This is a genomic window from Tenacibaculum sp. TC6 (assembly GCF_050606265.1).
GTDB lineage: Bacteria > Bacteroidota > Bacteroidia > Flavobacteriales > Flavobacteriaceae > Polaribacter.
On sequence record NZ_JBOCUK010000028.1, the window covers coordinates 33,876 to 47,154 of the forward strand.

General features: G+C 33.0%; 15 protein-coding genes and 1 tRNA gene. 9 read left to right on the forward strand and 7 right to left on the reverse strand.

The features are described from left to right. Position 1 precedes the first annotated feature (1 nt). From ACQY1Q_RS13550 to ACQY1Q_RS13570, 5 genes are read right to left on the reverse strand one after another with little or no spacing between them, the layout of a single operon-like run. Positions 2 to 916, reverse strand: coding sequence for a hypothetical protein (locus ACQY1Q_RS13550; RefSeq protein ID WP_431005859.1), 915 nt, complete (start codon positions 914 to 916; stop codon positions 2 to 4). Positions 917 to 928: 12 nt separating this feature from the next. Beyond that, positions 929 to 1,432 (reverse strand): hypothetical protein, encoded by a 504-nt coding sequence (locus ACQY1Q_RS13555; RefSeq protein WP_431005860.1) that lies wholly within the window; start codon positions 1,430 to 1,432, stop codon positions 929 to 931. Between the two features lie 7 nt (positions 1,433 to 1,439). After that, positions 1,440 to 3,269 (reverse strand): hypothetical protein, encoded by a 1,830-nt coding sequence (locus tag ACQY1Q_RS13560; RefSeq protein ID WP_431005861.1) that lies wholly within the window; start codon positions 3,267 to 3,269, stop codon positions 1,440 to 1,442. Positions 3,270 to 3,288: 19 nt separating this feature from the next. Then, complete coding sequence (locus ACQY1Q_RS13565; RefSeq protein ID WP_431005862.1) at positions 3,289 to 3,831, reverse strand: hypothetical protein; 543 nt, start codon at positions 3,829 to 3,831, stop codon at positions 3,289 to 3,291. 1 nt (position 3,832) lies between these two features. Further along, positions 3,833 to 4,891 (reverse strand): hypothetical protein, encoded by a 1,059-nt coding sequence (locus tag ACQY1Q_RS13570; protein ID WP_431005863.1) that lies wholly within the window; start codon positions 4,889 to 4,891, stop codon positions 3,833 to 3,835. Between the two features lie 368 nt (positions 4,892 to 5,259). Between ACQY1Q_RS13570 and ACQY1Q_RS13575 the strand changes: the two genes are divergently transcribed. After that, positions 5,260 to 5,332 (forward strand) — tRNA-Met (locus tag ACQY1Q_RS13575). 84 nt (positions 5,333 to 5,416) lie between these two features. On the opposite strand, the gene ACQY1Q_RS13580 is transcribed toward ACQY1Q_RS13575, so the two are convergent. Together ACQY1Q_RS13580 and ACQY1Q_RS13585 are read right to left on the reverse strand one after the other, a co-directional pair. Next, a complete protein-coding gene (locus ACQY1Q_RS13580) occupies positions 5,417 to 7,030 on the reverse strand; it encodes a formylglycine-generating enzyme family protein (RefSeq protein WP_431005864.1) in 1,614 nt (537 codons plus the stop codon). Between the two features lie 122 nt (positions 7,031 to 7,152). Then, the gene (locus ACQY1Q_RS13585) at positions 7,153 to 7,278 is read right to left on the reverse strand and encodes a hypothetical protein (RefSeq protein ID WP_431005865.1); all 126 of its coding nucleotides are present in this window, start codon (positions 7,276 to 7,278) and stop codon (positions 7,153 to 7,155) included. Between the two features lie 19 nt (positions 7,279 to 7,297). On the opposite strand from ACQY1Q_RS13585, the gene ACQY1Q_RS13590 reads away from it, so the two are divergent. The 8 genes from ACQY1Q_RS13590 to ACQY1Q_RS13625 form a co-directional block, all read left to right on the forward strand. Next, a complete protein-coding gene (locus tag ACQY1Q_RS13590; RefSeq protein WP_431005866.1) occupies positions 7,298 to 7,783 on the forward strand; it encodes a hypothetical protein in 486 nt (161 codons plus the stop codon). A 405-nt stretch (positions 7,784 to 8,188) separates the two neighbouring features. Continuing rightward, positions 8,189 to 9,517, forward strand: coding sequence for a hypothetical protein (locus ACQY1Q_RS13595; protein ID WP_431005867.1), 1,329 nt, complete (start codon positions 8,189 to 8,191; stop codon positions 9,515 to 9,517). Positions 9,518 to 9,529: 12 nt separating this feature from the next. After that, positions 9,530 to 10,264 (forward strand): hypothetical protein, encoded by a 735-nt coding sequence (locus ACQY1Q_RS13600; protein WP_431005868.1) that lies wholly within the window; start codon positions 9,530 to 9,532, stop codon positions 10,262 to 10,264. Between the two features lie 2 nt (positions 10,265 to 10,266). Continuing rightward, on the forward strand, positions 10,267 to 10,551 hold the full coding sequence (locus tag ACQY1Q_RS13605; protein ID WP_431005869.1) for a hypothetical protein: 285 nt from the start codon (positions 10,267 to 10,269) through the stop codon (positions 10,549 to 10,551). 2 nt (positions 10,552 to 10,553) lie between these two features. Continuing rightward, entirely contained in the window at positions 10,554 to 10,877 is a 324-nt protein-coding gene (locus ACQY1Q_RS13610) for a hypothetical protein (RefSeq protein ID WP_431005870.1), read from the forward strand. A 164-nt stretch (positions 10,878 to 11,041) separates the two neighbouring features. Beyond that, a complete protein-coding gene (locus ACQY1Q_RS13615) occupies positions 11,042 to 11,596 on the forward strand; it encodes a hypothetical protein (RefSeq protein WP_431005871.1) in 555 nt (184 codons plus the stop codon). Then, on the forward strand, positions 11,586 to 12,416 hold the full coding sequence (locus ACQY1Q_RS13620) for a relaxase/mobilization nuclease domain-containing protein (RefSeq protein ID WP_431005872.1): 831 nt from the start codon (positions 11,586 to 11,588) through the stop codon (positions 12,414 to 12,416). The genes ACQY1Q_RS13615 and ACQY1Q_RS13620 overlap by 11 nt, the downstream gene beginning before the upstream one ends. Positions 12,417 to 12,434: 18 nt before the next feature. Then, positions 12,435 to 13,279: type IV secretory system conjugative DNA transfer family protein (locus tag ACQY1Q_RS13625; RefSeq protein ID WP_431005873.1), on the forward strand; the 845-nt coding region annotated here is incomplete at its 3' end.

Consider the following 13,279-nt stretch of genomic DNA (forward strand, 5'->3'; position numbering starts at 1 on the left):
ACTAGTTTTCAGCTTCCTCTCTTGCTATTTCCATTTGCTGTTGAATGCGCTCTTCTAAAATTGCCGGAGGTGGAATAGGTACTAATTTTGTTTGTAGTAAACTTGATCCTTCAGCAGAATAGCTGTACTTCTGTGAGTATTCTGCGTTAACTTGGGTGGTGGTTACTGTTTTATTAGTTTTTAAACCGCTTCTCCAACTAAAACTTGCACTTCGGTCGGTACTTTCTGTTTTTCTGTTATATGAAAATGAAGATGAACCTTCTCTTGAAAACTTAATAGCAATTCGTACTTGAATCATAGTATCTACAAATTGATAGAATGTAGGTGAAAAACCTAATTCAAGCATAGATAAACGTTGTGGTAAAAACAATGTTTTTTCTGTAGTACCAGGTTTTACCATAAGTCTTGTTGTAGAAGCTGTTGGTGGGTTTGCAAGTGCTTTATATGACGAGGAATCTGAATCATATTCAAACCAATCACTTCCCTTTCTGTAATATACTTCTGGATTCTTCTGATCATCAGGAGTAAATTTAGCTAAGCTATTAGATGGCACAGCATCACTTACATCTACTACAGGTCTATCATAAGCTGCTTCAGTATCATTTTTAATCTTATCTTCTATAGAAGCTCTATATGCTTGGTCTGTATTTGCATTATACAATTCTACAGCACCTGCAAGTGACACCTTTTCTTTACCAAAGAAAACACGACTATCCTTAAAATTGATAAATTCTTTACCATCTTTTTCGTATTTGACAGGACTTAATCCTCCCATCATTTCAGCTACTTCAATGGAGTTTGCATCTAATGCCATTTGTGATTTGGCAATAGACATTGCCATTTGCTCTATCATCTGTCCCATTGGAACATCTAATAATTGTTGCCCTATTCTGGGCGTATCTCTAAACATATTCATAATAAGTTCTTTTTATTCTTCTTTTTTATTTAATGTTGACTTTAATATTTCTAAGTATATATCAGGTGGAGGTAGCGATACAATTTTGGCAGCTATAGATGACGATCCTTCGGCAGAAGCAGAGAATTTTCTTGAATAGTGTGCCGATACTGAAACACCAAACATTTGTGTTGAGGTGTTTCCGCTTTGTTCCTCTCCTCCAGAATTATCATTTTTACTTTTTCCGTAATTAAATGCAACGGCACCTCCGTAATTTTCTGATTCTGCCATGGAAAATTCCATTTTCATTTCTAGCGATGCTTCTGTAAAAGCATAAAATGTAGGTGTAAATCCAAGGCTTAATAAATTATACTCATCATCACCTACGTTAACTTTTATTGATGCCATTTCATTGGCCAATCGAATTGAATTAGCATCGAGTGCAGATTGCGCATTGGCAATAGACATTCCTAGCTTTTCCAACATCATTGGTAATGGAGCATTGGCAATTTGTTGTATTACTTTAGGTGTTTCCATCGTTCAATTAGTTTGAAGATGTATTACTTCCTCCTGTTAACGATTGGATATAGTTTTCTAAACCTGAAGGAGGCGGTACTGAAATCATACGTGCAGCAATAGAGGCATTTCCTTCTACAGACATGTTAAACTGACGTGCATAACGTACGTCTAATGACCCGCTAATAGCTAAAGATCTGTCTCCTTTAAAGTCTTTAGAAGATTCTTTTAACTTAGAAAAATCATTTTTTGTATCACTTACAAATACCTTGGTAGTATCTTTATTAATATCTGCTGAGGCTTGCTTATTTATTTTTACATCTACTTCTTTATTTTGTTCTGAATGAATAAAGTAATTTACCTTGGTTTCTTCATGTAAGAAATAGTAGTAATCATTATATTTTTCAGCATACAACTCTTGTAGTTTACTCTTAAAATTATTTGCCGATTTTAGAGCATTACTCATATCTGTAGCAGTAAACGTATAGGTTTTTCCGTTATATTTAAAAGTAATCGGTAACCCTGTATTTCCTGTTGAGTTGTCACTTTCCAGATAAACAAAAGAGTCAGAAGGATAACTGCTAATACTAGCATCTATTGTGATTTCTCCTCCATTAAAATGGATATAATCATAATCTGAAGGAAGCTCTACTTTAATCTTTCTGATATTAGGGTCTTTAGCAGAACTACCGTTGGCTAAGCTTTCTCCTTCAGTTACTATAGTAACCCTGCTTTCAGCCAAAGTAAAAGTTCCTCTTTTTTCTAGCTCAGCTTTAAAGGCTTTAGCTCTTTTTGTACCCAAGGCTTTGTTATAATCTGCATTTTCCTTAGTTGCATTACCGCTTCCATCAGTATATCCGGTAATAGTAATATGTAATGAAGGATCTCTTTCTAACAATAAAGCTAAAAGTGTAACATCATCTTTATTTACCGAATCAGATTTAACTCCGGTAGAATATCCATAATTGATATCATATTTATCCCAACCAAAAAAGAATTCCAATACTTTTTTACCTCCGGATCGATGAATTCCTTCAGAATTTATTCCTACAACAGTTCCATTTACTCCATTACTAGTTCTGGCACTTGATAAGGTATGCGCAAAATCTTCTTCTTTTTTGAATATTATAGGAGTATTTATGTCTTTTAAATTAATACTTGGGGCACCGAGGGCATTTAATGGTAAATAGATTGAAGACATTTTTAATAACCCTTCTGTAGACGTATGCACATAAGGTTCTGCTACAACTATAAACCCATCTTCTTTGATAATTAATAAATTATTAGAAGTATTTTCTTCTAAAATTTTTTCATCTTCAATTACTGAGTCTACTCGTAAATCACTAGCTTGATCTCTCATTTCTTCTTTAGTTTTTTCAACTTTAGAATATGAGCCCTCTTCTTTGTGAATTTCAAATGATTTTTCGTTAATACTAATTTCTTCAGATGTACTTGCTTTTAATGCAACTTCTTTCTGAGTTTTAGAATTTTTACTTAACGATTTACTTCTGCTTTCTTTTAGTTGATCAAAGAAATCTTTATCAAATGTGGTATTATTTTTATAATCCACAGCTAAGCTAAAATCTACCTCTACTTCTTCTTTAACTGCCATTTTTAGGCTAATTGATGCAGAAATATCTGCATAATCAAAAGCATAAAACGCAGGTTGAAATCCAAATTCCAATAAGGATTTTCCGGCTATTTTGGTTTCTGAAAGTCGGATAAGTTGAGATACCGAATTGTTGTCTAGTCGCTCTTGAGCACTAGCAATACCTAGGGCTAATGCTGTAACCATACTACTTACGTCTACGTTTTGTAGTATTTTTGCCCCTTGGTCAAAAGTTTTAATGTCTGCCATATTTTACTTATTTAGTAGTTTAAAATGGAGAAACGCCTTCGGGTAAATCCATGGCAATTTTTGGATTAACCGATTCTTTTCTCACAATGAAATAATTATGTTTCTGCTGTAATCTTTTTAATTGATTTGCATTAACTTGATAGCCTCTAAGTAACCAATTCAACAATTCATCTGTAATAGGTTGTTTTCCTTTACCTAAATCTTTTTGAACTTCGAGTAACAGTGTTTTAGCTTCTTCTTGTTCTCCTTTAAGTATATGTTGAATTGCTTGACGTTCACTCACAAAGGCTTTATGTTTTCGCACCAAAACGTCTTGTTGTTTTTCTTCTAAAAAAGATCTGTAATTTTCACAAAACGAAATAACCTGATCATGCGCTCCTGATAATTCTAAAGACTCCATAACGCACTGGCTGTAGTGTTGAAAAAACAATTCACTATCTTGTTGTTTTTGTGTTAGTTTTAAAGCCTCTTTATAATGTCGTAATGCTTCTGTGTAGTTTTTATCTAACGCATGCATTTTGCCTCTTTCTGCAATTCTGTAGTGTAACATGTTTGGTTCCATCTTATATAATTTCTGGGTTACACATTAATTGTTCTAATTGGGCTAGTAGATATCTTGCAATTATTGAAGGAATGGCTTCTTTGCTTTCCCAATTTTTAGCTCCTTCTATAGGTAAGTCTTCTTTAGCAATAAACTGACTTAGTACTTTGGTAACTTTCTCAAAGTCTTCGATAGCTTCTATTTGAATTCTTTTCTTGAAATTGACCTCTCTTTTTAAATCAACAGTCATTCCCATTTCTAAGCATGACCCCATAATTTCTTCAGCATTTTTTCTATTGATGTTTTCAAATAAGGTTATAGGTAATGCATTTTGAAGATCTTCTAAAATTACTTCTGGCATGCCTACTTTATTAACTAAAAAAGAAACGTGCTCTTGGTTATCTAAATCAAAATCATTCATCACAATATGAACTAATTGATGGCTTTGATTTAATAGTTTTACCGTTTTTTTAGATTGGTATTTTCTCCATAACAATTGAGAATTATTATACGACACATCTTCAATCACATAAATATCTTCTTCTTTTTTGATAGTTTTTTTTAGTTGATTTTCAATGTTTTTTAACTCCGAACTTCCAATTTCGTTGTTAATTAAAATAGTATAGGTATCTTTTTTGGGGTTTGAGTAATGCACGTTTGCATCTATTCTTTTCTGTAATGCTTTTGCTGTAGCAACAGACACATTGCCAAGAATTATACTTGGGTCATTTAATAATAAGTTCAGTGCTTCTGATTGTTTACAACCTAAAAAGGTAGCTAATTGTTCCGTTACTTTTGGAAGCTGTAAAACATTCTCAAAACTCACACTGATATCTACAAGTTCAGTAGTTAAATCAAATTTGTCATCTTCTTTATAAACAGATATGTCTAAACCTAATTTAGTTAAAGTGTCTTCTGCTTTTAATGCGGTATTTTTATCTACTTTTTGAAATAAAATAGACGGAGCATTGTACAACAATTTTAAGATGTAATCTTGTGGTACTTTTAAAGCGTCTGATAAAATTTTTGAAGCCCCCGGTGTGGCTGTTCCAATAGAATTAATTATAATAGAATGATTCATAAAAGAGTATTAATTGTAATTAGTGGAAACAAAACTAGCTTGATTGTTTTATAATTATGAGTGTGAAATAGCTCTTTTTGGTTGGGCTTTTCACCCTATTTCTAAGGACTAAATGCCCTTTGCTATAAATTACAATAAGTATAAATACTCTTATAATCTTGATGAAAGTTATAGGTTTGAGGTTTGTTTCAACTATTAATAAGAGTAATCAATATTGATTACTCTTATTAATACATTTAACTAATTTTCTTAGTTTTTAAAAAAGCTTGAAGTAAGGTGTCATTTATAATAAAAAAGATGAAATAGAATAAAAAGTTATTTTTAATAGGTGTAATTCATAAAAACCTTGTATATTTGCAACCGAAAATCGCGGGATAGAGCAGTAGGCAGCTCGTCGGGCTCATAACCCGAAGGTCACAGGTTCGAGTCCTGTTCCCGCTACTAGTAAACACAAGGCTTTCAAGAAATTGGAAGCTTTTTTTATTTTACAGGTACAACATAGGTACAACAAATAAATTTTTTTTTTTAAAGGTTTAAGTCCATAGCTAATCTTAGTCCGTATGAGTTAGCACTATTACCGTAACCATTATTACGAACACTTACTCTACAATATTTTGAGCTATTTTGAAAACTTCCGCCTTTGAATACTAGATAATATCTGTTAGATACTTTTTCATGAGGGTTAATTTCATGCTCTTTACTGCCTAAATACCCTGATGTAATATCACAATCATCACTAACAAATTCCCAAACATTCCCACTCATATCATATATACCTAATTCATTAGGTTTCTTTTGCCCAACCGGATGTAGTGTTTTTTGGGCGTTATTTAAATACCACCCAACACTATCGAGGTTATTACTTCCAGAATATAAATATCCTTTTGTATGGTTTCCTCCTCTTGAAGCAAATTCCCATTCAGCTTCTGTTGGGAGACGATAGTCTTTTCCTGTAAGTTTATTTAATTTTTTAATAAAAGTTGGTGTATCTTGATCTGCGTAAAAATTATTTACAGGTAAAGAATCACCTTTAATACCACTTGGATTGTTACCCATTACTATTTTCCAGAGTTTTTGAGTTACTTCATATTTTGCAATGTAATCCCCTTGGGTAAGAGTCACTTTATGAGAAGGTGTTTCATTCTCATCACAATACCCACTTTGGTTTTTATTACATCCCATGACAAAAGAGCCAGGATTTACATAGACCATTTCAATACCAAAGGATTTAATCAACTCTATTTCTTTAGTGGCAGATTTAGCAAAGATTCCTTCTGGGAAATTAGAAAGGTAGGTTTGAAAGCTGTTAATACTGTATTCTTTTTTAGCTTTAGCCCAGCTGATACTATCTTTTTTGGTGTAATCTGTAATCTCTTTTTCAGGATTTGAAATATTAGAATTTTGAGTCTTTTGATGGTTAAGAGGCTTTTTTACTTCAGTTTGGTTATGCTTGTTAGTGTCATATTTCAAGTATATAAGGCAAGAAGATAAAGCTACTAATAAAATTAAGATATAAAATTTTTGTTTTTTCTTTTTACCTTTATTAGTATCAGAGTTATCGTTTGAGTTTTTAATGATTTCTTTCTCCTTAGTATTGGTAATTAAACTCTTTATTTCATAAAGATGAGTATCTATATTTTTGTTGTGAGCAACACTTTTTTCTTTGCTCAACTCTTCTATTTTGGTCAGTGATTCTTGTAAAATCGTGGTCTGTTTTGGTGCTATTTCAAAAGTGTCAGTATCTTGTGTTTTACGGTTATCATGAGGGTTGTTATTTTTGTTGTTTATTATTTTTTCTTGTGACTTATCTCTAGTCTTTTTGTTGTAAGAAGAAGTGTTATTTCTTGCTTGCTTTAATGTTTGCAGTGTAATAAAGGTTTCTTTATTTGGGGTTATATCAATATTTTCGAAAGTTACTGTTTTTGTTTTTCCTTTTGGAGTTTGATAATCATAATCCGTAGGTTTACAAAGATGTACATCTTTTTTTTCAATATTTATATGAAAAGCGTCAGCAATACTTATATTATTAATAAAGCCTTTAAATCCAGCATATCCTAAACAAATAGCTATCAGGTCCTTGTAATCAGAATCTGTGTTAGGTTTGACGAAGTTTGTTAATACACTTCTGTTGGGTAACATTTCATACGCCTGAGTTTTATTTATGAAATATCTTTCATAGCTCTCATCAAAATAAATTCGAATACTTTTTTTATAATGTTCAGCCTTACCTATTTTATTTAAGTTTTGATGGAGATGCTCTTTTAATCGTATAGATAAGCTACATAACGTATAATATTATCATCACTGATATTTGTCTTTCTTTTTTCAATAAAAAGATTCTTTAGTAATTCTAAATATGCTATTTCTTCTTTTGACAAATTGTTCATTATGTGGTTATATGGTTTTATGAAAAACTCTATCGAAAATAATAATTTAATCTTTATTCCTAACGCTAAAATTGATGAATATGAATTTGATGGAATTCCTTGTCCAACAAAAGAAGTTCATAATCTGGTTGGAGATAAAGGTGTTCAAGATATTCACAATCAAATGCAAGAGATGCGTGAATGGCGTAAAAAAATGTTTGGAGAAAAACGAATATCTGATTATGGTTTTTGTGCTATGGAACTTTTTGCAGACGTTAGAAGTAATATTGTTTTGGCTGTAGGTACTACAATTGGTAATCAAATTACTCAATTAAATGATGAGTTAGGGGATAAAAGAGCCTTGAATTATTACCCTAAACTAGTTGTTTCTGATGTTTATAAAAAAAATAATTACGAAAAATTAATTTCAGAAAATCATTATCTCATAGAGATTTACGAGCAACATATTCCAAGAATAGAAACCTCAGATTTAATAGGGTATTACAGGAATAAGTATCGATTATAGTCAATGGTTGAGTACTCTGTTAGGCACAACAATATAGACAACATAAAACCCTTTTAACTCACAACAAGAACAACAAAAAGAGAAAAAATCACTAGTACTTTTGGAGTGTCGCTTTAGATAAAAACTCTCGTTCTAGAAGTTAGTTTTTGAAAAAGTTGATATAGAATTCTAGGTCGTTTCAAGTCGCGATTGAAACAAAAAATCAAAATGTTTAATCAAATCCCTTAAGAATAAAAACTCTTGAGGGATTTAAAGAACAAAGGTAAAATGAAAGAATTTTTGATAAATATTATACAAAAAGCTAAAGGAATGAAGAATCCTTTAGAGACTTTACTGAGTACCTTTTTAAGTATTTCGGCAGGAGAATCCTTTGAATACGCTAATAGTTTCAGGAAAAATTTAGGATTGCCACCGATAAAGGCAAAGAGGGTTAAAATAGAAGAAACGATATCTGAACTTAATATTGCTTATCATCATAAGGAGTTGGAGATTGTAAAAATGCGAGCAGAGTATCAAGATTTATGTGTCAATACACATGAGATAGAACATCGCTATTACAATCAGATAGCTTTCGGAGAGTGTAAACCGCAAAAAGAATCAGATATCATACCACCGATTCGCTTTGAAGAAGATACTCAGCAATCTCCGTATGCATTAGATAAGGATGTGAATGATTTTAAGTATGCCAGTTATGTACCAAAGGTAAATACTCCGGAGGATATAGAATTGATTAGATACTTAGATGAGAGTATCCATGAGGGAGCATGTCAAATTATGAGCGTTAATGAAAGCCAATTTAGAAGAGGAAGAAGCATTAAGCCACTTCCTAAAGTAATTCGAGAAGAACCCAAGGTATCTTTATATGAGAACATGAAGGCATATATGAGTGTGTGGACTCTTCCTTTTACCATGCTTTCATTACTGCTTATTTATATAGCTGAAGGAGTTATTGTTCAGAATGTGTTTCATACAAACTTAGGGTTTTCCGAGCCTAAAAGCTGGCTTTGTGCTACTATGATTGTAGGGGTAACTTATATTATAAGCCGAGTTTTGTTCGGAGCCTCACAACACTTATTAGAAAGAACCAAGGGATATCCAATACTTATTACGTTATTTTCTGTGGGCTTTTTTATGCAGGTCTTAGGTTCCGGATTATTGACCAATTATAATATTCGCTTGGGTCATGAAAAAAAAGAACTCCAATCAGACAAGCTACGTTTGGGACGTATGGAGTCTATTTTAGAAGATTCGTATGAGGTTAATGCAGAATTACAAGGGCAGATTACCAAATTACAATCAGATATTGATAGGCGTTTCGTCAAGTATAAAGAAGAACCTTTATGGGTAATATGGGGGAGTTATATCCTGGTAAGTTTTTTTAGTGTACTGACCTTATTTGCCTCATGTATCTTAAAAGGTATAGGAGAACAAGCGAAGTATGTTATAAAACTCAAAAAAACCTTAGATAAAAATCGAAAACGTATTTTAGACTTAAAGGAGAGTTATGATAAGGAAGTAGAAAACTTATTAAAAGCTGGTATAGAACGACAACTGTTCAGATACCATCTGGCTCGTAAATACTTCATAGAAAAGTTATTGACTCAAAGTAATTCTTTAGATAAGCAAGCGTACTTAAAAGCTTATAGAACAAAGGAAGAAGCGCCTTTTTCTGACAATAAGTCCCAAGAGAATGGACTGACGACACATCACCAAACAATGAATACTAATTTTTAAAAAACAAGCGATATGAAAAATACAATAATGCTAAAGATTTTATTTCTTGTGTTACCACTTTTAGTGGTAGCTCAAGAAGGGAACTATACTCTTTTATTAGTAGATAAAAGCGGTTCTATGAAGGTTAAAAACCCTCGACAAGATAAATATATTTATCAGATAATAAAGAGTGCTTGTGCTACAAAAACAGCATCGGTAGAGGTCCGATTTGTTAATGAAACAACCAATAGTGTGATGAACAAAAAAGTATTTGTGTACACAGTACCTGAGTTTAATGCAGAATTGTACCCAAAGGACGAAGTTGAGTTACAACGACAGTTATTTGAGAGTAAAATCAAGAGAGAAAAAAAGGATTTTACTAAAAAAATAGTAACCTTTATAAATTCGTATGATGCTACGGCACAGTGGACGGAATTGCTTTCTGGAATTGTTGGTATTGCCCGATTAAACAAGAAAGAAGCACGTGTTTATTTCTTTACAGATGGGATAGAATCATCGAAATATCGAGATATGACCAAAGGCAGTTTTAAAAGTGAGCAAGAAGCTGTAATGTCAGCGAAAGCGGACGTAGTAAAGCTTCGTAAGAAATTTCAATTACCAAAAACGTTGTCCGGAATTCAGCAAATACGATTTGTGATTCCCTTAGATATGCAGGCAAATAGTGATGTGTTGCAATTTTTAGAAGTGTATTGGAAGGAAGTCTACCGAGGTTTTGGTTTTGAGAATGTATTTTTTGAAACCTTGTGATTATGGAAGGAGAAAATAAGCTTTTTATGATTTCGGAAGATAACCTTCTACAGTTTTTAGAGTTTTTTATCTCCCGTTTTGAAGCCCAATCGGGAAAAGAAAAAGAAGAGATTTGGGTAGATACGGAAACAGCAAAGAAGCTATTATCCATTAAATCCGATACAACGCTTTTTAAGCTACGTTCAGAAGGTAAAATAGAATACTCACAACCCTCTCGTAAGGTTATTTTGTATAAGAGAGAATCTATCCTGAGATACATAGAAGATAATAGTTATAAAACGTTTTAAAGATGAAAAAGTGGAGAGAAAAAACCTCGACCATAAAGGCTTTTACCCTTGGGTACAGATATTCGTTTGTAACTCATTCACAAAAAGCTGTTTTAGGAAATTTGATTGAGGACATTTTAGAATACGGCTCAACTCCTGAAATTCTCAGTGCTTTTCGTACGGGAGAATACCATGGTAATCAGGATCGGAAGTTTTTGGAGCAGAATCTGAAAAAACAAGAGGCACTTCAAAAGGATGAAGAACAGCGTATCGATGCAGAAGTCACAGAACTTCGTAAAATTCGCGCCGAACATTCCAAAGGAAAAGACCAATCTAAAAGCCGTTAGCAAACAGGAAAGGGAGCGAAATCTCGCTCTCTTTTTTCAAAAAAAATTCACAGAACCATACCCACTATCTAGGCAGATATTGCCAGTAGATATGGTATCGCTTATTTCAATTTTAAGGAAATTGAAAGTACATGGTATAAGAAAAACCACTTGATACAAAACAGATGAATTTTGATGAATATTTATTACAAATTGGCAAAAGCAGTTGTACCCCCGAAGAACGTACTACTCTTTATAATAGTTGGCGAAAAGTCCAACTACGTAACAATCAGTTACAAAGACGAAAGCACCAGAAAAGAGTAGAACTTAAATTTTCAATTGAAGATTTTGCTCGGTTTAAACAGGATGCAGAAAAACTAAACACCAGTGTAACGGCGGTTTTACAAGAAGTTATTACCAAAGGATATAACAAGCAGGTCTATTTAATAATTTCACATGAATTGTTAGAAACCATACGCACCCGATTGACAGAGATTGCAACGGGAATCAATCAAATACGCTTTCATATAGACAGCCGACAAACTAATCAGGTATATCAGGAAGATATACAAGCCCTGCAAGATCAGTTCTATAAACTGGAGAATACCTATTTGAGTTTTTGTACGCCCAGATCGCTCGAATACTTTTTTCGTGAAGAACAGCGTAAAAACAAACACTTTGTGGAGTATGCCGATCGAATTTTAAAAGCTATTAAAACCGAGTTAAAGGATGTTTATTAAAGAATTAAAAACGTCGAATCAGAAGTTTTCGAGGCTTATCAATTATTTTTTGGAATCGTACCAAAAGGGCGATCCCCAATTGTTTCGTAATACAGGGTTTGCTACCAAGCCAAAGGAACTCACGAAAGTTTTTGTAGAGAACTCAAAGTTCAAACATAGCAGAAGTAAGAATCTCAGGCATTGTATTATGAGTTTTGCTCCTGAAGACAGTGAAAGTTTAGAAGCAAATACAGGGATTTTATATGATTTAGCAGGAAAGTATCTAAGCCTAAGAGGATATAATAATGCAATGGTATACGCTGTGTTGCATCGCCCTGACAAGAGCAAAAAGAAAAAAGACACAATACAGCACTACCATTGGCATTTTATGGTAAGTGTAAATCAATATCGTAGTAATAAAAGCACCCGAAACTCCAAAAAAGAATATGAAGCTCAACAAGTGGCTTTAGAAGAATACCAGTATGAGAAATATGCGTACTTAGAATCTCTTGTTTATACAGCACCGGAACGAAGTAAAGAATCCAAGCCACAACGAACGCCTAAAGAAGAAAATAAGGCGTTTATCACGCAAGTTTATAGCCAAATCGCTGAAGAGGCTTCTAGTTTTTCAGACTTCTGTAAACGTATAGAAAACCATGCAGAACTGAGTTTATATACAACTAGAAGTGGGGTGGTAAACGGTAGCTGGTATCAAGGAAAAAAGTACCGTTTTAAAACCTTTTTAGGAGTAGAACGTTATGAAGTTTTACAAGAATTAGAACAGCTTAAAAACTTGCGAAAACAAAAACAACAAGAACGAGGACAAACTCGTGAGTATTAACTTTTAACATTCAAATTGATGTCACTATATAATTTATTTTTTGATAAAAAACCCAGTACAGAAAAACTCTACGGAAGTGTCTCGTATATGAATTACAAAGACCTACGTAAATTATTTCATCGAAAAGCCGAAGGTATTTCTTTAGATGGAATAAAGCACCTTAAACCCGATTATACCAAACTTAATACCTTAGTTATTTGTCCTACCGGAGGCGGTAAATCAACATTGATAAAAAATACCATTCTTCAAAAAACAGCTAAATATCCCCACAGCTTTTGGGTTGTTGATCCGGCATCAGATATCTACCGAGATACCCATAAATGGATAGAAAGTCAATTCATGAAATCTGTTGTTATCAACCTAGACGATGCTTCTAGGTCAGAGAAAATCAATATTTTAGAAATAGCTTCAAAAACACCCAATGGAATTGAAGATTTAGTGAGCTTACTGATACAGGTTCAGTACGAGAAAGCTACAGGGGGCGATCCTTATTGGCGAGATTCGGCTGAGAATATATTGGTATTATTGATGCGTTGTGTTACTGCTTCAAGTCAGCAAGAACTACCAAGAACTCTGCAGATGGTATATACGCTGTTAAATTGGTTTGGTACAGAAGAAGGGAAATTAGACCGATTTATTGTTACTCATCTTAAAAATGATGAAAGAGCGAAAGAAGAATATAAAGCTTTGGTGAAGAATAGTACGAATGAAATCGATGCTAAAATACAAGAGGTACTTAAACCGTATCAATCTCAAGCTCGTAAAAATTATAATGCTGAGAAAGCGTTAAAAGATGAATTTTATTCTCATGAAAGAGAAGTAAACGATCAGAAAAACATCTTGGAAAGAATCAATAAAGGAGC

Coding starts and splice junctions, on each gene's coding strand:
- ACQY1Q_RS13550 (WP_431005859.1), bottom strand. CDS start 916: ATGAATATGTTTAGAGATACGCCCAGAATAGGGCAACAATTATTAGAT.
- ACQY1Q_RS13555 (WP_431005860.1), bottom strand. CDS start 1,432: ATGGAAACACCTAAAGTAATACAACAAATTGCCAATGCTCCATTACCA.
- ACQY1Q_RS13560 (WP_431005861.1), bottom strand. CDS start 3,269: ATGGCAGACATTAAAACTTTTGACCAAGGGGCAAAAATACTACAAAAC.
- ACQY1Q_RS13565 (WP_431005862.1), bottom strand. CDS start 3,831: ATGGAACCAAACATGTTACACTACAGAATTGCAGAAAGAGGCAAAATG.
- ACQY1Q_RS13570 (WP_431005863.1), bottom strand. CDS start 4,891: ATGAATCATTCTATTATAATTAATTCTATTGGAACAGCCACACCGGGG.
- ACQY1Q_RS13580 (WP_431005864.1), bottom strand. CDS start 7,030: ATGTTACCCAACAGAAGTGTATTAACAAACTTCGTCAAACCTAACACA.
- ACQY1Q_RS13585 (WP_431005865.1), bottom strand. CDS start 7,278: ATGAACAATTTGTCAAAAGAAGAAATAGCATATTTAGAATTACTAAAG.
- ACQY1Q_RS13590 (WP_431005866.1), top strand. CDS start 7,298: ATGAAAAACTCTATCGAAAATAATAATTTAATCTTTATTCCTAACGCT.
- ACQY1Q_RS13600 (WP_431005868.1), top strand. CDS start 9,530: ATGAAAAATACAATAATGCTAAAGATTTTATTTCTTGTGTTACCACTT.
- ACQY1Q_RS13605 (WP_431005869.1), top strand. CDS start 10,267: ATGGAAGGAGAAAATAAGCTTTTTATGATTTCGGAAGATAACCTTCTA.
- ACQY1Q_RS13610 (WP_431005870.1), top strand. CDS start 10,554: ATGAAAAAGTGGAGAGAAAAAACCTCGACCATAAAGGCTTTTACCCTT.
- ACQY1Q_RS13615 (WP_431005871.1), top strand. CDS start 11,042: ATGAATTTTGATGAATATTTATTACAAATTGGCAAAAGCAGTTGTACC.
- ACQY1Q_RS13620 (WP_431005872.1), top strand. CDS start 11,586: ATGTTTATTAAAGAATTAAAAACGTCGAATCAGAAGTTTTCGAGGCTT.